Source organism: Corallococcus silvisoli, assembly GCF_009909145.1.
Lineage (GTDB): Bacteria > Myxococcota > Myxococcia > Myxococcales > Myxococcaceae > Corallococcus > Corallococcus silvisoli.
The window spans coordinates 100,231-122,009 of record NZ_JAAAPJ010000006.1 but is presented as its reverse complement, the minus strand read 5'-3'; the positions used below and the strand labels follow the sequence as shown (position 1 = coordinate 122,009).

General features: G+C 70.4%; 19 protein-coding genes. 4 read left to right on the top strand and 15 right to left on the bottom strand.

Going from position 1 to position 21,779, the window contains the following annotated elements; all coding sequences use genetic code 11:
• Positions 1 to 40: 40 nt before the first annotated feature.
• The 12 genes from GTY96_RS12110 to GTY96_RS12055 all read right to left on the bottom strand — a co-directional run bounded on the left by GTY96_RS12110 (position 41) and on the right by GTY96_RS12055 (position 15,402).
• Positions 41 to 1,498, bottom strand: coding sequence for a TolC family protein (locus GTY96_RS12110; RefSeq protein WP_161664797.1), 1,458 nt, complete (start codon positions 1,496 to 1,498; stop codon positions 41 to 43).
• A complete protein-coding gene (locus tag GTY96_RS12105) occupies positions 1,498 to 2,730 on the bottom strand; it encodes an ABC transporter permease (RefSeq protein WP_143906437.1) in 1,233 nt (410 codons plus the stop codon). Before GTY96_RS12105 ends, GTY96_RS12110 begins: the two co-directional genes overlap by 1 nt.
• Positions 2,727 to 3,473 (bottom strand): ABC transporter ATP-binding protein, encoded by a 747-nt coding sequence (locus tag GTY96_RS12100; protein WP_161664796.1) that lies wholly within the window; start codon positions 3,471 to 3,473, stop codon positions 2,727 to 2,729. Before GTY96_RS12100 ends, GTY96_RS12105 begins: the two co-directional genes overlap by 4 nt.
• Before the next feature lie 54 nt (positions 3,474 to 3,527).
• Entirely contained in the window at positions 3,528 to 4,868 is a 1,341-nt protein-coding gene (locus GTY96_RS12095) for an efflux RND transporter periplasmic adaptor subunit (protein WP_161664794.1), read from the bottom strand.
• Between the two features lie 45 nt (positions 4,869 to 4,913).
• The gene (locus tag GTY96_RS12090) at positions 4,914 to 6,359 is read right to left on the bottom strand and encodes a HAMP domain-containing sensor histidine kinase (RefSeq protein WP_328700840.1); all 1,446 of its coding nucleotides are present in this window, start codon (positions 6,357 to 6,359) and stop codon (positions 4,914 to 4,916) included.
• Complete coding sequence (locus GTY96_RS12085) at positions 6,356 to 7,093, bottom strand: response regulator transcription factor (protein WP_161664792.1); 738 nt, start codon at positions 7,091 to 7,093, stop codon at positions 6,356 to 6,358. The genes GTY96_RS12090 and GTY96_RS12085 overlap by 4 nt, the downstream gene beginning before the upstream one ends.
• 233 nt (positions 7,094 to 7,326) lie before the next feature.
• Positions 7,327 to 8,838, bottom strand: a complete 1,512-nt coding sequence (locus GTY96_RS12080) for an acyl-CoA synthetase (protein ID WP_161664790.1) — start codon at positions 8,836 to 8,838, stop codon at positions 7,327 to 7,329.
• A gap of 17 nt (positions 8,839 to 8,855) precedes the next feature.
• Entirely contained in the window at positions 8,856 to 10,841 is a 1,986-nt protein-coding gene (locus tag GTY96_RS12075) for an esterase/lipase family protein (protein WP_161664788.1), read from the bottom strand.
• A gap of 132 nt (positions 10,842 to 10,973) precedes the next feature.
• Positions 10,974 to 12,029 (bottom strand): alpha/beta hydrolase, encoded by a 1,056-nt coding sequence (locus GTY96_RS12070; protein WP_143906450.1) that lies wholly within the window; start codon positions 12,027 to 12,029, stop codon positions 10,974 to 10,976.
• Between the two features lie 45 nt (positions 12,030 to 12,074).
• On the bottom strand, positions 12,075 to 13,631 hold the full coding sequence (locus tag GTY96_RS12065; protein ID WP_161664786.1) for an acyl-CoA synthetase: 1,557 nt from the start codon (positions 13,629 to 13,631) through the stop codon (positions 12,075 to 12,077).
• Positions 13,632 to 13,668: 37 nt separating this feature from the next.
• Positions 13,669 to 14,664 (bottom strand): 3-oxoacyl-ACP synthase III family protein, encoded by a 996-nt coding sequence (locus GTY96_RS12060; protein WP_143906454.1) that lies wholly within the window; start codon positions 14,662 to 14,664, stop codon positions 13,669 to 13,671.
• A gap of 9 nt (positions 14,665 to 14,673) precedes the next feature.
• The gene (locus tag GTY96_RS12055; protein WP_161664784.1) at positions 14,674 to 15,402 is read right to left on the bottom strand and encodes a TetR/AcrR family transcriptional regulator; all 729 of its coding nucleotides are present in this window, start codon (positions 15,400 to 15,402) and stop codon (positions 14,674 to 14,676) included.
• 386 nt (positions 15,403 to 15,788) lie between these two features.
• Here GTY96_RS12055 and GTY96_RS12050 point away from each other — a divergent pair, with 386 nt between their 5' ends.
• The 3 genes from GTY96_RS12050 to GTY96_RS12040 all read left to right on the top strand — a co-directional run bounded on the left by GTY96_RS12050 (position 15,789) and on the right by GTY96_RS12040 (position 18,393).
• Positions 15,789 to 16,259: an Lrp/AsnC family transcriptional regulator gene (locus GTY96_RS12050; protein ID WP_143906457.1), complete on the top strand. Its 471-nt coding sequence runs from the start codon at positions 15,789 to 15,791 to the stop codon at positions 16,257 to 16,259.
• Positions 16,260 to 16,261: 2 nt separating this feature from the next.
• Positions 16,262 to 17,479, top strand: a complete 1,218-nt coding sequence (locus tag GTY96_RS12045; RefSeq protein ID WP_161664783.1) for an aminotransferase-like domain-containing protein — start codon at positions 16,262 to 16,264, stop codon at positions 17,477 to 17,479.
• A gap of 167 nt (positions 17,480 to 17,646) precedes the next feature.
• Complete coding sequence (locus tag GTY96_RS12040) at positions 17,647 to 18,393, top strand: SDR family oxidoreductase (RefSeq protein ID WP_143906461.1); 747 nt, start codon at positions 17,647 to 17,649, stop codon at positions 18,391 to 18,393.
• Between the two features lie 28 nt (positions 18,394 to 18,421).
• Here the strand turns inward: GTY96_RS12040 and GTY96_RS12035 are convergent, their stop codons facing one another.
• Positions 18,422 to 18,811, bottom strand: a complete 390-nt coding sequence (locus GTY96_RS12035; RefSeq protein WP_143906463.1) for a winged helix-turn-helix transcriptional regulator — start codon at positions 18,809 to 18,811, stop codon at positions 18,422 to 18,424.
• Between the two features lie 139 nt (positions 18,812 to 18,950).
• Here GTY96_RS12035 and GTY96_RS12030 point away from each other — a divergent pair, with 139 nt between their 5' ends.
• The gene (locus GTY96_RS12030) at positions 18,951 to 19,553 is read left to right on the top strand and encodes a malonic semialdehyde reductase (protein WP_161664782.1); all 603 of its coding nucleotides are present in this window, start codon (positions 18,951 to 18,953) and stop codon (positions 19,551 to 19,553) included.
• 320 nt (positions 19,554 to 19,873) lie between these two features.
• Here the strand turns inward: GTY96_RS12030 and popD are convergent, their stop codons facing one another.
• Entirely contained in the window at positions 19,874 to 20,305 is a 432-nt protein-coding gene (gene popD / locus GTY96_RS12025; protein ID WP_143906467.1) for a PopC secretion inhibitor PopD, read from the bottom strand.
• 59 nt (positions 20,306 to 20,364) lie between these two features.
• On the bottom strand, positions 20,365 to 21,774 hold the full coding sequence (popC, locus tag GTY96_RS12020; RefSeq protein ID WP_143906469.1) for a subtilisin-like protease PopC: 1,410 nt from the start codon (positions 21,772 to 21,774) through the stop codon (positions 20,365 to 20,367).
• Between the last annotated feature and the right edge of the window lie 5 nt (positions 21,775 to 21,779).

Sequence of the window (21,779 nt, the reverse complement as noted above, 5' to 3'; positions counted from 1 at the left end):
CGCCCCTCCGCACGACGCAGCGTGCGGGGGGCGCCCGCGGCTACCGCGACGCCACGGTGTTCAGCTCCAGCGAGCCCAGCGCCCGCGCCAGCTCCGCGCGGGAGGTGGCCAGGTCATACGTCGCCTGCACCTGCTGGGCGGAGGCGTTGGTGTAGGCCACCTGCGCGTCGCTGACCTCGATGATGTTGCCCACGCCCGCGCGGTAGCGCCCTTCCGCCAGCCGCAGCCGCTCCCGGGCGTTGACCTGGGCCTCGTCCGCGGCGGAGAGCGCCTCGCGCGTGGCCACCACGTTCAACCGGGCCTGCTCCACCTGGAGCCGCACCTGCTGCCGGAGCGTGTCCTTCTGCGCCTGCAGGTCCCGCAGGTTGGCGTTGGCCTCGCGCGTCTGCGCGTTGACCAGCCCGCCCTGGAACAACGCCCAGCTCAGCGACAGGCCTCCCTGCGCGCTCAGCGTGGCGCCGTTGAACGGGTTCTCCCCCACGTCGGACAGGTTGCCCGTGGCGCTCAGGGTCGGCCAGTGGCCGCTCTTGGCCACCCTCACCTGGGACTCCTGCGCCAGGATCTGCCGCTCCCGCGCCGCGACATCCGGGCGGGACTCCAGCGCGCGCGTCACCAGCGCGTCCAGCGCCTCGTCCTCACCCGCCACGGCCACCACCGTCACGTCCTGCACGGTGTAGGCCGTGGACGTCTCCACGCCCATCGTCTGGTTGAGCTGCGCCTTCGCGCTGGCGTAGGCGTTCTGCGCGCGGATGAGCTGCACCTGCGCGTTGGCCTTCGCGGTGCGCTGCTGGAGCAGGTCGATCTCCGGCCGCGTGCCCACCTGCACGGACGCGTTCACCTGGCCCAGCCGCGCCTCCTCGCTCTGGAGCGTCTCGCGCGCCACGCCCAGCAGGGCCTTCTGCGTGAGGACGGTGAAGTACGCGGCGCGCACGTTGCGAAGCGCGTCCTGGAGCACCTGCTGCTGCGAGTCCTCCTGCGCCCCCGCGCTCTGCTTGGACGCGTCGTAGCGGCCGGACGTCCGGCCGAAGTCGTAGATGAGCTGGCTGGCGGAGAGGCCGCCGCTGAAGCGCCGCGTGGTGTTGGACACCACGCCAATGCCTCCGCCCGGCACCGACTGGATGACGTCGCGGTTGCTGGTGCCCAGCGTGTAGCTGGCGCTGGCGCTCACCTGCGGCAGGAAGCTGGAGAAGGCCTGATCCACGCGGGCCCGCGCCGCGTCGGTGGTCGCCTGCGCCGAGCGCAGGAGCGGCAGGTGCTCGCGCGTCGCGGCCTCCGCGTCCGCCAGCGAGATGACGGGCCCCTCGGCGGAGGTGGACAGCGACAGGGACTCCTTCACCGCGGGGGGCGTCGCCGGCGTCGACTCCGGCTGCTTCGGCTGGAGCTGTGGGGCCGTCGGCTGCGCGCCCGCTGGGGCCTGCGCTCGCGGGGCCGAGGCCCCCTGGGCCCCCGCGACCACGGGCAGGACACACAACGAAAGCGTCAAGGGAAGCGCGCGCATCACTCGTACCTCAGTGCATCGATGGGATCCAACAGGCTCGCCTTGCGCGCCGGGTACAGCCCGAAGACGACTCCAACCAAACCGCTGAACACGATGGCCAGCACCGCCACGTCCGGGCGCACCAGCATGGGCCAGCCGAACTGCGCGGCCAGCAGCTTCGCCACGCCCAGGCCCACGGCCGCGCCGATGATGCCGCCCAGCACCGCCAGCGTCAGCGCCTCGATGAGGAACTGCGCCAGGATGTCGCGCGGCCGGGCGCCCACCGCCACGCGCACGCCAATCTCGCGCGTCCTCTCGGTGACGCTCACCAGCATGATGTTCATGATGCCGATGCCGCCCACCACCAGCGACACCGCCGCGATGGCCGCGAGCAGCAGGCTCAACGTCTCCGTGCTCTGCTGCTGGCCGCTGGCCACCTCCGCCAGGTTGCGCACGTCGAAGTCGTCCGCGTCGTTCTCCCCCAGCCGGTGGCGCTCGCGCAGCAGCTGCGTCACGTCCGCCTGCGCCTTGGCGGTGAGGTCCGCGCTCGCCGCCTGCACGAACACCGCGCCGGTGATGAAGGTGCCCAGGCTCTGCGCCTGCACCTGCCGGCGGAACGTGGTGGCCGGCACGAACACCGTGTTGTCGAAGTCCTGGCCCACGGGCGACTGGCCCTTGGGCGCCGTCACGCCCACCACGGTGAAGGGCGTCTTGTTGATGCGGATGACCTGCCCCACCGGGTTGAAGCCCTTGCCGTAGAGGTTGTCCACCACCGTCTGGCCCAGCACGGCCACCTTCGCGCCCGCCTCGTTGTCCGCGTCCGTGAAGCGCGCGCCCTGCGCCATGGTCCAGCTGCGCACGATGAAGTAGTCCGTCGTCGTGCCGATGATGCTGGTGTTCCAGTTCTGGTCCTCGGAGAACACCTGCGCGTTGGAGCGCATCTCCGGCGCGGCGCCGCGCACCGTGGCCAGCTGCGTGCGCACCGCCTCCAGGTCGTCCCAGGTGATGGTGGGCTGGCTGCCGAAGCCGCCGCGCGCGCCACCGGACTTCGACGAGCCCGGCAGGATGATGAGCATGTTGGTGCCCATGGCGTCGAAGACCTTCTGCACGCTGGCCTTCGCGCCGTCGCCGATGGCCACCATGGCGATGACCGCGCCCACGCCGATGATGATGCCCAGCGCGGTGAGCACCGAGCGCGTCTTGGAGCGCAGCAGCGCCCGCAGCGCCAGGACGACCGTCTCCAGCAGGTTCATGACCCCACCTCCTCGGCGGGCACCACCGCCGGGTGCGGCGTCTGGCGCCTGTCGTTCACGATGCGCCCGTCCTTCACCACCACCACGCGCTGGGTGTACTCGGCCACGTCCGGCTCGTGCGTCACCAGCACCAGCGTCAGGCCCTCCTTCTGCAACTGCTGGAACAACGCCATCACCTCCACCGTGGTGCGCGAGTCCAGGTTGCCCGTGGGCTCGTCCGCGAGGATGACGCGAGGCCGCCCCACCAGCGCCCGAGCGATGGCCACGCGCTGCTGCTGGCCGCCGGAGAGCTGCTTGGGATGGTGATCCAACCGGGCCCCCAGCCCCACGCGCTCCAGCGCCTCCTTCGCGCGCGCGCGCCGCTCCTTCGACGGCACGCCCGCGTACAGCATGGGCAGCTCCACGTTCTCCAGCGCCGTGGTGCGCGCCAGCAGGTTGAAGCTCTGGAAGACGAAGCCCAGGGTGCGGTTGCGCACGCGCGCCAGGCCGTCCCGGTCCAGCCGCGCCACCTCGCGGCCGTTCAGCAGGTACTCCCCCGACGAAGGGCGGTCCAGGCAGCCCAGGATGTTCATCAGCGTGGACTTGCCCGAACCGCTGGAGCCCATGATGGAGACGAACTCGCCCGGCTCCACCGTGAAGTCCACGCCGCGCAGGGCCCGCACCTCCACGTCGCCGGTGCGGTACACCTTCGTCACGTTCCGCAGCTGTACGACGGGGGGCGCCTGCTTCGTTTCCGCGTCCATCTTTCTGCCTCTCTCCCTTCCCCTGCCCTCGATGAAAGTGATTGGAACGGGCGCCTAGAACGGGCCGCGGCGCATGCCGCCGCCCATTCCCCGGCCACCGCCGCCAGGGCCCGCGCCTGGGCCCCCCGCCGGAGGCGCGGACGTCGTCGCGCCGGCCGCTGAGTTCGCGGCGGTGATGACGCGGTCGCCGGCCTTCAGCTCCCCCTCCACCACCTCCGTGTACGTGCCGTCCGTCATCCCGGTGCGCACGCTCACGGCCACGGGCTCCGGCTTCTGCTCCGGCTGGCGGCGCAGCACGTAGACGGTGCGCATGCCCTTCGTGGCCGGGGCCACGGCCTGCGCGGGAGCCCCCGGCGCGGGCGCGGGACGGTAGCGCAGCGCCGTGTTGGGCACGGAGAGCGCCTGGTCCTTCTGCTGCGTAACGATGGTGACGTTCGCCGTCATGCCCGGCTTCAACTTCAGGTCCGGGTTCGGCACGTCGAGGACGGCCAGGTACGTCACCACGTTCTGCACCGTGATGGCCTCGTTGCGGATCTGCCGGATGACGCCCTCGAACGTCTCACCCGGGAAGGCGTCCACGGTGAACGTCGCCTTCATGCCGGGCTGGAGCTTGCCCACGTCCGCTTCCGCGATGCTGGTGTTGACCTGCATCTTGCGCAGGTCCTCCGCGATGGTGAAGAGCACCGGCGCCTGGAGCGACGCGGCCACCGTCTGGCCCACGTCCACGCTGCGCGAGATGACGATGCCGTCGGTGGGCGACACGATGGTCGTGTACTTGAGGTTCACCTCCGCCTCGTTCAGCGCGGCCTGCGCCTGGGCCACGGAGCCCTCCGCGGCCGTCACCTCCGCCTGCCCGCTGGAGGCGGCGGACTCCGCGGTCTCCAGCTCCGACTGAGAGATGAACTGCTGGGCGCGCAGCTCGCGCGAACGCTCGGCCTGCTTCTTCGCCACGTCCGCGTTGACGCGCGCCTTCTGGAGGTTCGCGCGCGAGGCCATCATGTTCGCCTTCGCCCGGTCCAGCGCGGCCTGCACCAGCTGCGGGTCGATGCGGGCGATGACCTGCCCCTTCTTCACCTGGGAGTTGTAGTCGACCATCAACTCCTGGATGCGCCCGGAGACCTGGCTGCCCACCTGCACCGTCACCAGCGCCGCCACGCTGCCCGTGGCCGTCACCTTGGCCGTGAGCTTCCGCGCCTCCGCGGGCGTCGTCTCATAGGTGATGGCGTCCGCCTGGTTGCTGGCGCGCACCCGCCAGAACGCGACCAGCCCGACCACCACCAGCAGGCCCACCACCCAGGCCCAGCGCGGCACGCCGCGCTTGCGACCCTCGTCCTCGTCCAGCTCCACCGGCGCCAGGGCCGGCGCTTCTCGCGGCATCTCGCTCAAGGCCTTCATGCCCCTTTTGTATGTTCCGGAATGTTTCGGCGAATCTCGTCTCTATTACGAAAGATGACCGGCGGCGAGGCGGCCGTCCGGTGTGTCCACCGCCCCCGCTCCAGGGAGCACGACGCACGCCGTGGTGCCCTGGCCGGGCTGGCTCTCCAGGGTGAGGCGGCCGTGGTGCGCGTCCAGGATGCGGCGCACCAGCGCCAGTCCCAGCCCCACTCCACCGGTGGTGCGGGCGCGGCTGCGGTCGGTGCGGAAGAAGGGCGTGCCCACGCGCGCCAGGTCGTCCGCCTCGATGCCGATGCCCTCGTCGCGGATCTCCACCTGGAGGCTGTCGCCCTCCGCCCGGGCGCGCAGCCGCACGGTGGTGCCGACCTCCGAATATTTCCCCGCGTTGTCGAGCAGGTTGTCCAACACGCGCCTCAGCAGCACGGGGTCCGCTTCCAGCGATGGCAGCGCTCCGTCCACCTGGACCTCCAGCCGGTGCTTCGGCCGGGCGGTGCGGAAGCGGGCGGCGGCCTTGTCCACCAGCGCGTTCGCGTCCACGCGCTCCAGGCGCAGGGGAGGCACGCCGCCGCTCGCCCCCTCCGTCACCAGCTCCAGGCGGGACGTGGTGAGCACGTCCTCCACCAGGCGCTCCAGCTCCGACAGGTCCTCGGTGATATCCGGCAGCAGCTCGCGCGCCGTCTGCGCGTCGCCCTCCGCGGCCAGGTCCAGCGCCACGCGGATGCGCGACAGGGGCGTGCGCAGCTCGTGCGACACGTTGGCCAGCAGCTCCTTCTGCGAGCGCAAGAGCTGGGTGATGCGGCCCGCCATCTCGTCGAAGGCCTCCGACACGAGGCCCAGCTCATCCTTGCGCCGCAGGCCCGCGCGCACGTCCAGCCGCCCCGCGCCGAAGGCCCGCGCCGCGGAGGCCAGCTTCTCCAGCGGCCCCGCGAGCGTGCGCGCGAAGGCGACGGAGGTGATGGCGGTGCACGCCAGCACCAGCCCCACGATGATGGCCGTCTGGCGGTCGCCGTCGGGCGGCGGGGGCGGCGGGGGCAGGGACACGGAGGCGTAGACCTGGATGGGGCCCGGGTAGGGGCTCACCACCAGGAGGCGCCCCGGGCCGCCGGGGCCGGGGAAGGGCCCCGAGGGGCCGCGGCGGGTGACGCGCGTGCTGACGTGCAGCTCCTCGGGACTCAGCGCGGGCGCGGGCTCCGGGCGGGTGTTGCCCAGCAGCGTGCCGTCCGCGGCGCGCAGGGTGACGCGCATGCCCATGCGCTGCTGCGCGCGGTCGAGCGACGCATGGAGCGCGGCGGGGTCGTCGCGCAGGTTGGCCCACTCGTCCACGAAGTAGGACAGCTCGTCGTCGAAGCGGTTGCGCCAGGACTCGTTGCGCAGCAGGTCGCGCGCGAGCGTGAGCGCGATGCCCACGAGGACGATCTGGATGACCCCCACCAGGTAGATGCGGGGGAGCAGGCCCATGGGCAGGCGGAAGAAGCGGCGGACCCCCTTCACGCGTCCGCCTCGGTCTCGGTGGCCAGCATGTAGCCGGCCCCGCGGACCGTCTTGAGCAGGCGCGGGTTGCGGGGATCCACCTCCAGCTTCTGGCGCAGGCGGAAGATGTGCACGTCCACGGAGCGGTCGAAGACCTCGTCCGCGCTGCCCTTCACCAGGTCCAGGAGCTGCTCGCGGCTGAGCACGCGGCCGGCCCGCTCCGCGAGCACGCGCAGCAGGCTGAACTCATAGGTGGTGAGGGACAGCGGCTTGCCGTCCAGGGACGCGCTCAGGCTGCGGGGGTCCAGCACCAGGCGGCCCGCGTGCACGGGGTGGCTGGTGGGGCCCACCTTGCCCCGGGCCCGGCGCACCTGGGCGCGGATGCGGGCCAGCAGCTCGCGCGACGAGTAGGGCTTGGGCAGGTAGTCATCCGCGCCGGACTCCAGGCCCAGGACGCGGTCCGCCTCCTCGCCGCGCGCGGTGAGCATGATGATGGGCACGTCCGTGCGCGTCCTCAGCTCGCGGCAGACCTCCAGGCCGTCCCGGCCGGGGAGCATCAGGTCCAGCAGGATGACGTCGAAGGTGTGGCGGGACGTCTGAAGCAGCGCGTCGGTGCCGGACGCGGACACCGTGACGATGATGCCGTGCTCCTGGAGGTAGCGGGCGGTGAGCCGGGCCAGGCGTTCGTCGTCCTCGACGAGCAGCACCTGGATGGTGGCTTCCTCGGAGGTCGTGGGGCGGGGGGGCATCTCCATGGTCGGGTCTCCGCTCGGAACGCGGACCGGCGGCGGGAGGGGCCCAGGCTTCTCTCCCAAGCCGGGACCCCGCGGTCCGCCTCCGGCCGCGACCTGCACCCTGTCACCCCCACATTTCCATCGGGCTTCGGGCTCATGACGAAATATTACGAATCCATGTCCGACCGGACACCCAGACGGCCTCCCAGCGGTGTCTTGTCCGCTCCAGGGGGACGGCCGCAACGCTTGGAAATTCAGGCGTCGCCGTGCAGCCGGGCGAGCGCCAGCCGGTCCACCTTGCCCGCGGGGGTGCGGGGCAGGGCGGTGAGGAGCCGCAGGGAGCGGGGCAGCTTGTAGCGGGCGAGCCGCCCCGAGCAGAACTCCACCAGCGCCTCGAGCGTGGGCGCCGCCCCGGGCCGGGGAACGACGAGGGCGCGGGGCGTCTCCCCCCACTTCGGGTCGGGCACGCCGATGACGGCGACCTCGGCGACGTCGGGGTGGCCGGCGAAGACGCTCTCCACTTCGGAGGGGTGGATGTTCTCTCCGCCGGAGATGATCAGGTCCTTGCGCCGGCCCTCGATGCGGAAGTAGCCCTGGGCGTCGCGCGAGGCCAGGTCGCCGGTGCGCAGCCAGCCGTCCACGAAGGCGCGGGCGGTCTCCTCCGGGCGGCCCCAGTAGCCGGCGCACAGGTGCGGGCCGCGCAGGAGCAGCTCGCCCACGTCGCCGGGGCGCTGCTCCCCGTCGACGCGCGCTTCGACCTGGAACAGGGGCACGCCGACGAAGCCGGCGTGCGAGTGCATGGCGGAGACGGGGAGGAAGAAGTTGTTGGGGCCGGCCTCGGTGAGCCCGTAGCCCGTGCGGAACGGGATGCCTCGGGCGAAGAAGCGCTCGAAGACGGGCGCGGGACAGGGCGCGCCGCCGCTGATGAGCAGCTTGATGCGGGAGAAGTCCACGGAGTCGAAGCGGGGGTGCCGCTGCAGCTCGATGAACATGGTGGGCACGCCGAACACGGCGTTGACCGCGCCCGAGTGGATGAGGTCGAGGCACTGCTCCACGTCGAAGCCGCGGCACACGACGGAGGCGCCGCCCACGTACACCAGGGGCAGGGTGAAGACGTTGAGGCCGCCGGTGTGGAACAGGGGCGCGTTGAGCAGCGCGATGTCGTCCTGGGACAGGCCCCAGCTCACCACGGTGTTCACGGCGTTGGCGGTCAGGGAGCCATGCGTGAGCACGGCGGACTTCGGGAGGCCGGTGCTGCCTCCGGTGGAGCACAGCACCCAGGGCGCGTCCGGCTCCAGTTCGATGGCGGGCAGCGCTCCGGACAGGACCTCGCGGGAGAAGAAGGGGCGCTCGTGCGGGAGCGGCTCCGCGAAGGGGACCCAGTGCGCGAGCGCCGGGAGCCGGGGGCGCAGCGCCCCTGCCTGCTCGCGGAACTCCGGCCCGAAGCAGACGACGCGGGGGGCGACGTCGGAGAGCAGGCCGTGCAGCTCCTCGGTGCCCAGGCGCCAGTTGAGGGGCTGGAGCACCGCGCCCAGCTTGGCGCAGGCGAACACCAGGTCCAGCGTCTCCACGCCGTTGAAGGCCAGGACCGCGACGCGGTCCCCCAGGCCCACGCCCAGGTCCCGCAGCAGCAGCGCGGTCTGGTGCGCCGCCGTGTTCCACTCATGCCATGAGATGCACCGCCCGCCCCGGAGCGAGTCGATGAGCGCCGTGCGCTCCGGGGCGAGCGAAGCCCGCCGGGCCAGCCAGTCGTGGACGATGGGCATGCCCGGCGGCTCCTTCATCAATCCCGCGAAACGAAGTGCGCGGAGATCTTGTTCCACACCGCGGGCGTGATGCCCATGCTCAGGTGGTCGTAGGCCATGCCCTCCTGCTTCGCGTCGGCGGTCTTCTTCGCGGTCGTCCAGCCCTGGGTGAGCTGGGTCATCGCCGCGATGCTCGCCTCGAAGAGCACGCCGTCACCGCGCAGCGCGGACGTGGTGGACGTCATGCCGTCCGTCTCGAAGGGCTGCGAGCCGCCCGTCGTGCCGTACAGCACGTAGAGCGACGGCAGGCGCGAATCCAGGCCGTGCTCGGCCAGACGGGTGATGAATTTGCCGCCCATCTCCATCGCCGCGGCCATGCCCAGGCCTTCCATGATGCGGTACTTCCCGTAGCCCAGCGAGTCGTACGCCTCCCGGTTCTGGTTCGTGTTGTACGCGTGGTACGCGAAGCACGGCGAACCCGTGGGGTCGAACGCCGTCGTGCGGCACACGCGGTGGTCGCTCGCGGCCATGTAGCCCGCGGCGATGAACGGGTTGAGCGGGTTGTAGATGAGCTTGGTGTCCATCCAGGGGAAGTAGCGGTTCTCGTCGGGGTCGATGTTGTCCCACGCGGTCGCGCTGCGGTCCGGAATGGGGTACGTGGCGCGCAGGTCATACGCCGCCTGGAGCTGGCCCGCGTACGCCGTCACGTACTTGCCGCTGTTGTTCACGGCGCCGAAGAGGCTCATGTTGTAATCGTCGAAGTTGAACGACGACGCGGACAGGCCCTGGTTCGTGTTCAGCGTCTGCAGCGTGCTCGCGGACACCGGCGTGCCCGTGCTGGACAGGCCCGTGATGTTCGACAGGTAGATGCGGCGGAAGTAGTCCGGCCACGTGCCGCCGGACCCCGCGCAGACGCTCTCCGCGTAGGGGTTCTTGAACCAGGGCACGTCATACCCGAACGTCACGCACTGGAACGCGGAGAAGTACGTCCACGGCATCGGGCCACGGCCCACCGGCGCGTTGGAGGCAGTGCTCGCGATGGTCAGCGTGTGGATGGGGTGGCGGAAGTTCAGGTCGATGCCCTTGTGCGGCCCGGACAGCGGCACGTACACGCGCACGGAGTCGTCATACGCCGGCACCTGCGACGCCTGCTCCTTCGCCAGCCGCTCGAAGAACCGCGTGGCGCTGAAGCCGCCCCACGTCGCCGCGTTCTCCATCCACGGGTCCACCGCCAGCACGCCCTTGCTCCACGCCACGATGTCCACCCGCGCCACGCCCGGGTGCAGCGCCTTGACGCGCTTCACCGCGTTGGCCACGTGGATGGCGTGGTTGAAGTTGTCGCCGTGGAACGAGCCGAACGTCACCGCGTACACGCAGCGGCCCTTCGACTCCAGGTCCTGCACCAGGCCCGTCAGCTGCGCCGCGCCGCCGTAGGTGCCGCCCGAGCCGTTGTTGCCGTTGGGGAACAGCCACACGTTCGCGTCCTGGATGGCGCCGTGCACCAGCAGCGTCGGCGTCAGGTTCACGTTGCAGGTGCGCGCCGCGGTGGCCCGGCCCTTGTGGAGCAGGACGAAGCGCGCCTCCGGCTTGGTGGGACCGGGCGTGGGACAGGTGGACCCGGCCGCCGTGGCACAGCTGTTCCCGTAGTAGAGGTTGAAGCCGTCCACCAGCTGCTGGTTGAGCGAACCGAAGTACGTCGCCACCGGGTAGTCGCTGGACTGGTACGTGTCCTGCGAGCGCAGCTTCAGCGTGCGCGGGTTGTAGTACTCACTGCGGAAGCGCTGGTAGCCCTCCAGCAGCTCAATCTGCCCCCAGGACCACGAGGGCGGCGTCAGCGTGCCCACCACGCGGTAGCTGTTCGTGGGCGTGGTGACCGCGTCGAAGTACGGCGCCAGGTCCGCGTCCAGCGGGGCCTCCGCCGTCCCGACGGCCTCCGCTGCCGGAGGCGCCTCCGCGGGCGGTTCAGCCCCGCAACCTGCCATGAGCAATGCGGCCGTGAGCGACAACGTCCAGGTGCTTCGCATGCTTACCTCCGATGGGTGAAGGGGTGCGGCGACAGCAGACGTGCGACAACGACAGGGCAGGCACGGGACACACGAAGGGCCCCCGGGGCGTCCCGGCGGGGCCCTCCCTCACTCACCGTGCGTCAGGAACCGCTAGCGGGCGTGCTCCTGGATGAACGGGACGAGCAGCCCGTGGAACTCCGCCGTCTTCTCCAGGTGCGGGCTGTGGCCCGTCTCCGGCAGGACGACCTCGCGGTAGCGGCCCCCGTTGGCGGCGTAGCGCTCCATCACGGCGCGCATCTGCGACACCATGGGCTGCGGCGGGTACTTCTCATCGCCGGGCCAGCCCGGCACCGCGCCCAGCTTGCCCAGGAAGCCGAAGTCGAACAGCGACGTGTCGGAGACGATGGCGTCGTCCGCGCCGCGGATCCACAGCACGTCCGGCCCGTTCCTCAGCGCCGCGAAGGAGGAGGTGTTGTAGTAGCTGGGCGCCATGGCGTTGTTCATGCCCGTGGTGCCCGGCGCCACGCCCGGCCAGTTGGCCGACTTCGCGAAGTTGCCCGGGTAGAGCTCGTCCGACACGTGCGTGTCCAGCACGGAGTCCAGGAGCATCTCCTCGTCCGGGTGGCGGAACGGCGGCTTCACGTAGCAGCCGTTCATCACGTTGCGCGGCGACGTCTGCGACTCCGTGGAGCGGTCCTTCGTCTTCAGCCGCTGCACGAAGTCCGGGTTGGCCGTGCCGCCGCCGGAGCCCGCGAAGTCCGCCCAGCACGGCGTGCCGTCCGTGTCGCGCGTGCCGCCAAAGCCATACGGAGACAGGGGGGCCTCCACCACCAGCCCCGCCACGCGCTCCGGGTGCTCGATGGACAGCTGCATCACCATGCCCGCGCCCGCCGAGTGCGCCACGAACACCGCCCGCTTCAGCGACAGCGCGTCCATCAGCGACACCAGGTCGTCGCTGAAGTCGCGCATGCCGCGCGTCGCGTCGATGGCCTTCGCCTCCGTGTGGCCATAGCCGCGCATGTCCGGCGCGATGCCGCGGAAGCCCTGGGGCAGCGTCTTCATCAGCGACTCGAAGAACGCGGACGAGGAACAGTTGCCGTGCACGAAGATGACCGGAAATCCCTCCTCGCCCACGAGCCGCGCACGCACCCGGAGCCGCGTCGTGGGGATGTCCCGGATCTCGACCTTCCTGGAAGTGTCAGCCATGTGCGCCGCTCCTGGTTGCGTTGAGGGAAAGAGAAAAACCGTGCGTCACGAAGCGGCCCGCGCGTCCGCGGCGATGGCCGCCTCGCGCAGGTCCCGCTTGAGAATCTTGCCGGCCGCGGACACCGGCAGGGCCTTCACCAGCTCCACCCGCTTGGGCACCTTGAAGCGGGCCACCCGGCCTCGCAGGTGCTCCAGCAGCGCGTCCGCCGAGGCCTCGGCGCCCGGCTTGAGCACCACGAAGGCCCGGCCCGCCTCGCCCCACTTCGCGTCCGGCACGCCCACCACCGCGCACTGGTGCACGGCCGGGTGTTCGTAGAGGACCGACTCCAGCTCCAGCGGGTACACGTTCTCCCCGCCGGAGATGAACATGTCCTTCTTGCGGCCCGCGATGGTGAAGAACCCGTCCGCGTCCACGCGCGCCAGGTCCCCGGTGTGGAACCAGCCGTCCGCGTCGATGGCCTCGCGCGTGCCGGCCTCGTCCTCGAAGTAGCCGGAGCACATGGAGGGCCCCTTCAGCACCAGCTCCCCCACCCCGCCCGGCGGCACCGGCTGGCCGGCGTCATCCACCAGCTTCGCGTCGATGAAGTAGTTGGGCCGGCCGATGGAGCCCGCCTTGGACACCGCGAACTCCGGCCCCATGCTGAAGATGCCCGGGCCGAACTCCGTCATCCCGAAGCCCTGCTTGAAGGGCACCGGGTGCACCGCCTGCCACGCCTGGAGCAGCGTCACCGGCAGCGGCGCCCCGCCGCTGGTGACGAAGCGCACGGAGGAGAAGTCCGTCCCGCGCCAGCGTGGCGAGTCCATCAGCTGCTGGTACTGCGTGGGCACGGCGAAGAAGAGCGTCACCTTCTCCTTCGCGACCAGCCCCAGCATCTCCTCCGGGTCCCACCGCCGCATCAGCACCACGGTGCCGCCCACGGTGAGCAGCGGCAGCGTGTAGACGAGCAGGCCGCCGGTGTGGAACAGCGGCGTGTGCGTCACCGTCACGTCGCCCTGGCGGATTTCATGCACCAGCGTGTTGAGCGTGTTCCACGCCACCATGCGGTACGACACCTTCGCGCCCTTGGACCGGCCGGTGGTGCCGCCGGTGAAGAGCAGGCAGAGGATGTCCTCCTCGCTGACCGCGTCGTTGGTGACGGGCGATGAGGGCACGTGCGCCATGGCCGTCGCGTACGCCTCCGCGCCCGGCAGGCCCTGCTCCTCCAGCGACACCAGGCGCAGGCCCTCGCCCACGTGCTCGCGCACCTGGGCCACCGCGTCCTTGAAGTCGTCCCCGAAGAGCAGCACGCGCGGGCGGATGGCGCGCACGCCGTCCGCGAGCTCCGCCGCGTGCAGCCGCCAGTTGTAGGGCACGAAGACGGCGCCCAGCTTCCCGCACGCGAACAGCGTGTCCAGGTACTCCACGCCGTTGTGCGCGACGATGGCCACCCGGTCGCCACGCCGCACGCCGGCCACGTCCCGCAGCCAGCCCGCGAGCGCCGTGGCGCGCGCGTCCATCTGCCGGTAGGTGAAGCGGCCCGCGTCCTTGCGGGCCACGTCCACCACGGCCACCTGGTCCGGCCAGTAGAGGGCACCCCGGCCCATCCAGTCACCGATGAACATCTGCGTACCTCCTGGCGGACCCGTGGGGTGGAACCGCCTAGGCCGTCCAGCGGTAGAGGGCGGACGCCATCGCGAGGCCACCGCCGCTGGCGCAGAAGGCCACGAGGTCGCCCCTCTTCACCTTGCCCTGCATCACCGCGTCATCGAGCGTCATCGGGATGCAGGCGGAGCCCGTGTAGCCCCACTTGTCCATCGTGTAGTGCGCCTTCTCCATGGGCTGGTTGAGCGCCTTCATCGTCGCCTCGATGGTGCGCAGGTTCAGCTGCGTGAAGACGAACAGCTTCACGTCGTCCAGCGTCTGGTCCGCGCGCTTGAGCAGCGTGTCCAGCAGGATGGGCCAGCGCTCGGTGTTGAACGTGGAGGGGAACTTGCGCACGAACTGCACCGCGGGCTTGCCGTCGGTGAGCTTCAGCGTCTCCGCCGTGGCGGGCCGGTTCGTGCCGCCCGTGTAGATGCCCAGCGCGTCGTGGTACTCGCCGTTGGCGAGCAGCTTCGCGCCCAGGAAGCCCGGCTTGTCGGACGCGCCCAGCACCACCGCGCCCGCGCCGTCCGCGAACAGGGTGCAGGTCTTCTTGTCCTTCCAGTTCACGTACCGGGTCATCCCGTAGGCGCCCACCACCAGGATGCGCTGGTAGCTGTCGTCCGAGGAGATCGTCTTCGACGCCACGTCCAGCGCCGTCACCCAGCCCGCGCACGCCGCGTTGATGTCGTAGGTGCCCGCGTTGACCGCGCCCAGCTTCGCCTGCACCACGGACGACGTGCCGGGGCTCAGGTAGTCCGGCGTGTCGCTGGCCACCAGCACCAGGTCCAGCTCCTTCGGATCCACCTTCGCGCGGGCGAGCGCCTCCTTCGCGGCGGCCACGGCCAGGTCACTGGTGGCCTGGTCGTCCGCCATCACGTGGCGCTGCTTGATGCCCACGTTCTGCTGGAGCCACTCGTCCACCTTCTCGCCCAGGATGTTCTCCACGTCGGCGTTGGTGAGCAGCTTCTCGGGGACGTAGCGGCCGGTGGACAGGATGTTCGCGTAACGCATGACGGTGTTTCAGCTCCGGGGACCGCGTGACGGACGGCGGGACGACTTCGGGGGGGTGGGCTTCGGGGACTTCGGAGACTTCGACGCCGGCTTCGGGGCGCGCACGGCGTGCAGGTGGGGCCGCGCGGCGGAGGCGTCCGGGGGCAGGCCGTGGGACAGGAGCGTCATCGCCGTGTCCAGCACGCGCTCCAGGCCCGGGTCCTCCTCCCAGAGCACCCAGCGCATGCCCAGGAAGTCGCCAATGCCCATCAGGCAGTAGGCCAGCGCCTCCGGGTCCATGCGGCGCACCTCGCCGGCGTCCATGGCCTGGGTGAGGCCGCGCACGTAGCCCTTGGCGAAGCGGTCGTAGTAGCGGCGGTAGCAGTCCGCGTCCACGAACTCCGCCTGCCGCACCACGCGGTAGAGGTTGGGGTGCTGGCGCACGAACTGGAAGAAGGCGCGCAGGCCCTCGCGCTCCACCTCCAGCCGCGTGGCGCACGACACCGTGGACTCCGCGATGAGGCGGCGCAGGCGCGCGCCCAGCTCGTCCACCACCTCCACGAAGATGGACTGCTTGTCCGGGAAGTACACGTAGAAGGTGCCCAGCGCGACGCTGGCCTTGCGCGTGAGGTCCGCGATGGACGCGCGCTCGTAGCCCTTGTCCCCGAACACCGCCTCCGCGGCCTTCAACAGCTTCTGCCGCGTCCGCTGGCCGCGAGGGGTGACCGGAACGCGTTCTGAAGTTGAAGGGCGATTCATCTTTCAGGACGGGTAACACCCGTAAGACCGCCCTGTCAAAAGCGGACGGATGGCTCCCTGCGTCAACGACAGACATGAACGCGGGGCGTCAACACTCCGGACCACGCGCGCCCCCTCTCGCGAAGTGTCCACCCGGGCCACCCCTCCCCACGGGGGGACTGCCATGGCGCTTGCGCGATGCCACCTTCCGCCGGGGCGCTCCGGCCCCGGAGACCTGGCGGGCAGGCACCCATGAAGGCCCTTTCAGGGGACGTGAACGGTCAGGAAGAAAACCGTTCGCCACCTTCGACAATTTTGCGTACAAACGGCCTTGCACTCCCTGGCGATTGCATATAACTTCACCGTCGTTCGCCAGAACTGCCTATAAAAATAAGGTTCAGCGCCCCATGGACGCCCTGGATTATCGAATCGTGGACATGCTTCAGCGCGATGGCCGGGCCACGCAGCTGGAGCTGTCACGCGGGGTGAAGTTGTCCCAGCCAGCGGTCGCGGAGCGGATCCGCAAGCTGGAGGAGAAGGGCGTCATCACCGGCTACACGGCGCGAGTGGACGCGACGCAGCTGGGCAAGGACATCACCGCCTTCATCGGGGTGAGCATCGAACACCCGAAGCACTTCGAGGGCTTCGCTCGGAAGGTGGCGGAGCTGCCGGACGTGCTGGAGGCCCACCGCGTCGCCGGACAGGACTCGTACGTCCTGAAGGTGAAGACGGCCAATACGCGGACGCTGGACACCTTGCTGGTGGAGACGCTGCGCACCATCCCGGGCGTGACGCGCACGAGCACCACCATCGTCCTGTCGACCCTGAAGGAAGACACGCATGTGCGTGTCCCCGATGAGCTGCTGAACGGAGAATGAACATGAGCGCGGACGCTATGAGTGCACCCCTGCCCCCTCCTCCGGCCTACCGGCTGTCCCAGCGCATGTCCCGGATGAAGACGTCCGCGGTGCGTGAGATCCTCAAGGTCGCGGAGCGCCCCGACATCCTGTCCTTCGCGGGCGGCCTGCCCGCCCCGGAGCTCTTCCCGCTGGACGCCATCGCGAAGGCGTTCGAGGACACCTTCGCCACGGAGGGCCGCCCGGCGCTCCAGTACAGCACCACGGAGGGCTTCGGCCCGCTGCGCGAGTGGATCAGCGCGCACCTGGCGCGCAAGGGCCAGCACACCGCCAGCGACCAGGTGCTCATCACCAGCGGGTCGCAGCAGGGCCTGGACCTGGTGGGCAAGGTGCTGCTCGACCCCGGCGACCTCGTGGTGGTGGAGGACCCCAGCTACCTGGCGGCGCTCCAGACCTTCGGCGGCTACGAGGTGGACTTCGCCACCGTGCGCAGCGACGACGCGGGCATGGACACGGACGACCTGGCGGCCCTGGTGAAGAAGCGCCAGCCGAAGCTGCTCTACGTCATCCCCAACTTCCAGAACCCCAAGGGCACCACCCTGTCCCTGGAGCGCCGCAAGGCGCTGGTGCGGCTGGCGCAGGAGCACCGCTTCCTCATCCTGGAGGACGACCCGTACGGCGAGCTGCGCTTCCGCGGCGAGCACCTGCCGTCGCTGGCGTCGCTGGATGACCAGGGCGTCGTGCTGTCGCTGTCCACCTTCTCCAAGACGCTGGCCCCCGGCCTGCGCCTGGGCTGGGTGACGGGGCCGCGCGCGCTGCTCAAGTCGCTCACCATCGCCAAGCAGGCCACCGACCTGCACACCGCCACGCTCGCCCAGCGCGCCACCGCGCGGCTGCTGTCGACCTTCGACTACGCGGGCCACATCGCGGCGCTGATGCCCATCTACGCCGAGCGCGCCAACGCGATGCTCGCCGCCCTGGAGGCCCACATGCCCCAGGGCACCCAGTGGACCCGGCCGGACGGCGGCATGTTCCTCTGGGTGGAGCTGCCCAAGGGCCTGGACGCCGCCACGCTGCTGCCCCGCGCCATCGACCAGAAGGTCGCCTTCGTGCCCGGCGCGCCCTTCTTCGCCAACGCGCAGCAGCCCCAGTTCATGCGCCTGAACTACTCCAACCGCCCGCCGGACCTCATCGCCGAGGGCATGCGCCGGCTGGGCGCCGTCATCTCCGACGCGCTGTAGCCGACGCGCCGCGGCCGCCCCTCCCCGCCCCCAACGCACCGCGTCGGGGGTCGGGTCCCGAAAAAGTTGAAGGGCGATTCAGGTTTCAGGCTCCACGGCGCTGGCCAGGGCCGGGGCGGTGTGCGTACCCTGCGCGCGTTTTTTCGGACACGCCCAAGGAGAGGCACATGCAGCTGAAGGACCTGAAGATCATCGTGACGGGTGGCGCGCAGGGCATGGGCGCGCACTTCGCCCAGCGCATCCACGAGGCGGGCGGGCAGGTGGCCGTCGGCGACGTCAACGAGGAGCGGCTGGCGGAGCTGCCGGCGGGCATCCACCGGCGCAAGCTGGACGTGTCCAACGAGCAGGACGTCACGGACTTCGTGCAGTGGGCCCACGGCGCCATGGGCGGCCTCAACGGCCTCATCAACAACGCGGGCATCCTGCGCGACGCGCTGCTCGTGAAGAAGGACCGCACCACCGGCCAGGTGAAGAAGCTGTCCACCGCGGACTGGAACGCCGTCATCGGCGTCAACCTCACCGGCGCCACGCTGATGGTGCGCGAGGTGGTGACGAAGATGGTGGAGACGGACCAGCGCCCCGGCGTCATCGTCAACATGTCGTCCATCGCGCGGCACGGCAACCGCGGCCAGTCCAACTACGTGTCCGCCAAGGCCGCGCTCGCCGCCAACACCGTCACCTGGTCGCGCGAGTTCGCCCCGTTCGGCATCCGCGTGGGCGCCATCGCCCCGGGCATGATTGAAACGCCCATGACGCAGGGGATGAACCAGAAGGCCCGCGACGCGCTGGTGGCCTCCATCCCGGTGGCCCGCATCGGCCTGCCGGAGGACATCTGGGTGGCCGTGAAGTTCGTCATCGAGTGCGACTACTTCAACGGCCGCACCATCGACGTGGACGGCGGCCTCAACTTCTAGTCCCGCGAAGCAGGACGTCCGGAAGCGCTTAGCCCGCCTTGCGCTTCCGGGTCGCGGCCCGAGGGGCCTTCGCCGCCACGGCCCTGGGCGCGGAGGGCTTCACGTCCGCCCAGCGCTGCGCCCACTTGCCCAGCTCGTCGATGACCTTCCAGAACGCCTGACCCTTCTCCGTCAGGCGGTACTCGGAGCGGATGGGCGGGCCCGGGTCGACGTGGCGCTCGATGACCCCTTCGGCCTCCAGCTCCTTGAGCCGCTCCGACAGGACGCGCTCGCTGATGGTGCCGATGCGCTCCGTCAGCTCCCCGAAGCGGCACGGCCCGTCCAGCAGGATGCGCAGGATGACGCCCGTCCACCGCCGGCCCAGCAGCTCGGACGCCGCCAGGAACCGCGCGCACATCGGCTTCAGGTCGTCATGCATCACGTGGCCTCCCACCTGAGTATAGCGCCGCCCCTCTCCCACGTCAGGGACGAGGCCATTTGCTTACTCTTAGGAAGTAACTTGCAAAATAAAAGCTTCACCGGTACCCATGCGGTGTCACGACGACAGGAGGACACGGATGGCACCGACGAACACGGCCCTGGACGCGGGCGCGCTGGAGCAGCTCTTCACCTCGGCCCGCACGCACAACGGCTGGCAGGACCGGCCGGTGACGGACGAGACCCTGCGCCGCGTCTACGAGTTGGCGCGCATGGCGCCCACCGCGGTCAACACCCAGCCGGTGCGCCTGGTGTTCGTGAAGAGCCGCGAGGCCAAGGAGCGGCTCAAGCCCGCGCTCAACCCCGGCAACGTGGACAAGACGATGCAGGCGCCGGTGACGGCCATCGTGGCGTACGACACCGCGTTCCACGAACAGATGCCGAAGCTCTTCCCCGCGCGCGACATGAAGGGCGTCTTCACGGCGATGACGCCGGAGGCCCGCGAGCAGCTCGCGCTGATGAACGGCTCCCTGCAGGGCGCCTACGTCATCCTCGCCGCGCGCTCCCTGGGGCTCGACTGCGGCCCCATGGGCGGCTTCGACAAGGCGAAGGTGGACGAGGCCTTCCTCCAGGGCACCGGCTGGAAGTCGAACTTCCTCATCAACCTGGGCTACGGCGACCCGGCGAAGCTCTTCCCGCGCAACCCCCGTCTGGCTTTCGAGGACGCCTGCCGGGTGGACTGAACGTGTTCAATCCCAGACAGATGAATGGGTCCCCCGTGCAGTGGCTTTCGGGCTCAGCAATCCCGAGTTTCTAGGTTAATCAGGAAGAAGCGGCCTCCTCCGTCGGTTCCACCGGTGGACCTCGGTGAGGGCGGTTCTCCCGGGTTCGGAAGCCAGAGCGCCCCCCAACGAGGGCGCTCCTTCCGACGGGTGGTTTAGACCGCCGGGGGCCGCCTTCCGTTGACAAGGAAAGCGGGGCCCGGAGGCTGACGGAGGCACGCCAGCCGTGCCCAGGGTGGGCGCGGGGCCTGTGACGGGAGGTTGTTTGCGGTGGAATGACGTTAGTACTGCCGTTCGAGCGGCATCATGGTGCCTGCCTCGAACTCCGGCGCGCGGCGCAGCTGGTCCAGGACGCGCGGGGCGCATCTCAGGTGCAGCATGGGCAGGGAACCGCCCGGCTCGCTCATGGCGCGCACGGAGCCCACGAGTTGGTGAGCCTCCAGCCAGAGCATGAAGCTCTCGCGGAAGCGGGCGTTTTCGGCGAGGCCCGCCTGATAGACCTCCGCGCGCGAACGCAAGGGAGCCCGTGAGGACGCGGAGCCACGCTTCGGCGCGGCCGTTTCCCGGGGCATCACCGTGACGTCGATGTCGCCCCCTGGCTGTGCGTCGCGCTCCTGGGCACCGGAGCCCGGCAGCGCGCGCACGACGGCGACGGAGGACATCCGGGCCGATAAGTCTTGAGATCCGCCCGGCACGCCATTCTTCCTGCGCATGGCCTACATCCTCCCCCAGGTCCGGTGCTCACCTGGCACCGGCCCTGGCAACTACCGCGTCACCTGAACACAGCCAGGCCCTTCCCCGTCCGGTGGTTGGCCGAGCGAGGAAGCTTGATGGCATTGCCCAGAATCAAATCCTTCACTTCCAACGCCGTCAAGTCAGGGGCACGGCAACGATACAGCGCGGCGATACCTGCGACATACGGCGCCGCCATGCTTGTGCCACTCATTCGTTCATAGAACGCCTGATTGTTGCAGCGGCGTTCAGTAGACGAATACACATTCACCCCGTAGCCCATGACGTCAGGCACGACGCGCCGCCCCACGGCGCCGCTCGCGGAGAAAGTGGCCACGTTGCGCTCGAAGTCGACTGCCCCTACAGCCAGTGCCTCGGGAAAGGCCGCTGGGTAACCAACCGTGTCGGGTCCACTGTTGCCCGCGGCGACAATGGGCAGGATGTTGCTGTCCAACAGCCGACGCAGCATGGCCTGCAGCGCGCGTTGATTCAGCAGGTAGTCCGCTTCGGAGATGCCCGGCGGCGGCTGGAGGGGGAACCCCAGCGAGAGGTTGACCACGGCGGGACGCGAGGCGTTCTCCGGACGGCTGAACTGGTGCAGCAGCCACTCCATGCCGGCGGCCACGCGGCCCAGGCTGGTGCGGATGGTCTCCGACTCGATGACGGACGCGGCGTACAGGTCCACTTCCGGGGCGACGCCGTGGTGCACGCCCGCGGCGATGCCGCACACGTGGGTGCCGTGGCCGTCCGGATCGAACCCGCGCACGTCGCGCGCCGGGTTGTGAGGCGAGTTGGGGAAGAGCGAGACGTAGCGGAACTGGATGGTCTTGCTCGCGTGCTCCGGGTGGTCCGCGTCCACGCCGGTGTCCAGGATGCCCAGCATCACGCCGGCGCCCCGGATGCCCTGGGCGTGCGCCAGGGGGACTCCGGACTCGTCGGGCCATTCGCGCTGCGCGAGCGAGCTCATGCCGCGGTTGCGCGGCCCCGTCTGTCCGGCCGACACCGGGCCCGGGAAGGACAGGGGCACCACGTCCGGGATGAACTCGAACTCCTTCGCCAGCTCTCCCCGGGCCGCCGCTTCCGCGTCCTGGGAGTAGAAGTGCGCCATGGTGGCGCCGATGAGCGGCATGAAGCGATAGCTGCCGGCTTCCGCGCCGGTCGGCTCCGTCACGGGCGCGCCCGGCATGGGCGTGGCGTCGACGTCGCGCGCGACCTTGCTGCTCGCGCGCTTGCGGCCGCGGGCCTCCTTGCCGCCGCTGGCGGGCTTCTCGCCCGGCAACGTGGCCGACCTCAAACCGAGGGCGGTGAGGGCTTCGGGGGCCTTCTCGGCGGAGCTGAAGCGCAGCGCGGTGCTGCGGCTGAGGACGCGCTCGCCCCGTGCCGTGCCACGCACTCCGGCCCGGGCCTGCGTCTCGATGGACTCCTTGGGTACCAACAAGAAAGACTTCATGAGGT

Coding starts and splice junctions, on each gene's coding strand:
- GTY96_RS12110 (WP_161664797.1), bottom strand. CDS start 1,498: ATGCGCGCGCTTCCCTTGACGCTTTCGTTGTGTGTCCTGCCCGTGGTC.
- GTY96_RS12105 (WP_143906437.1), bottom strand. CDS start 2,730: ATGAACCTGCTGGAGACGGTCGTCCTGGCGCTGCGGGCGCTGCTGCGC.
- GTY96_RS12100 (WP_161664796.1), bottom strand. CDS start 3,473: ATGGACGCGGAAACGAAGCAGGCGCCCCCCGTCGTACAGCTGCGGAAC.
- GTY96_RS12095 (WP_161664794.1), bottom strand. CDS start 4,868: ATGAAGGCCTTGAGCGAGATGCCGCGAGAAGCGCCGGCCCTGGCGCCG.
- GTY96_RS12085 (WP_161664792.1), bottom strand. CDS start 7,093: ATGGAGATGCCCCCCCGCCCCACGACCTCCGAGGAAGCCACCATCCAG.
- GTY96_RS12080 (WP_161664790.1), bottom strand. CDS start 8,838: ATGCCCATCGTCCACGACTGGCTGGCCCGGCGGGCTTCGCTCGCCCCG.
- GTY96_RS12075 (WP_161664788.1), bottom strand. CDS start 10,841: ATGCGAAGCACCTGGACGTTGTCGCTCACGGCCGCATTGCTCATGGCA.
- GTY96_RS12070 (WP_143906450.1), bottom strand. CDS start 12,029: ATGGCTGACACTTCCAGGAAGGTCGAGATCCGGGACATCCCCACGACG.
- GTY96_RS12065 (WP_161664786.1), bottom strand. CDS start 13,631: ATGTTCATCGGTGACTGGATGGGCCGGGGTGCCCTCTACTGGCCGGAC.
- GTY96_RS12060 (WP_143906454.1), bottom strand. CDS start 14,664: ATGCGTTACGCGAACATCCTGTCCACCGGCCGCTACGTCCCCGAGAAG.
- GTY96_RS12055 (WP_161664784.1), bottom strand. CDS start 15,402: ATGAATCGCCCTTCAACTTCAGAACGCGTTCCGGTCACCCCTCGCGGC.
- GTY96_RS12050 (WP_143906457.1), top strand. CDS start 15,789: ATGGACGCCCTGGATTATCGAATCGTGGACATGCTTCAGCGCGATGGC.
- GTY96_RS12045 (WP_161664783.1), top strand. CDS start 16,262: ATGAGCGCGGACGCTATGAGTGCACCCCTGCCCCCTCCTCCGGCCTAC.
- GTY96_RS12040 (WP_143906461.1), top strand. CDS start 17,647: ATGCAGCTGAAGGACCTGAAGATCATCGTGACGGGTGGCGCGCAGGGC.
- GTY96_RS12035 (WP_143906463.1), bottom strand. CDS start 18,811: ATGCATGACGACCTGAAGCCGATGTGCGCGCGGTTCCTGGCGGCGTCC.
- GTY96_RS12030 (WP_161664782.1), top strand. CDS start 18,951: ATGGCACCGACGAACACGGCCCTGGACGCGGGCGCGCTGGAGCAGCTC.
- popD (WP_143906467.1), bottom strand. CDS start 20,305: ATGCGCAGGAAGAATGGCGTGCCGGGCGGATCTCAAGACTTATCGGCC.
- popC (WP_143906469.1), bottom strand. CDS start 21,774: ATGAAGTCTTTCTTGTTGGTACCCAAGGAGTCCATCGAGACGCAGGCC.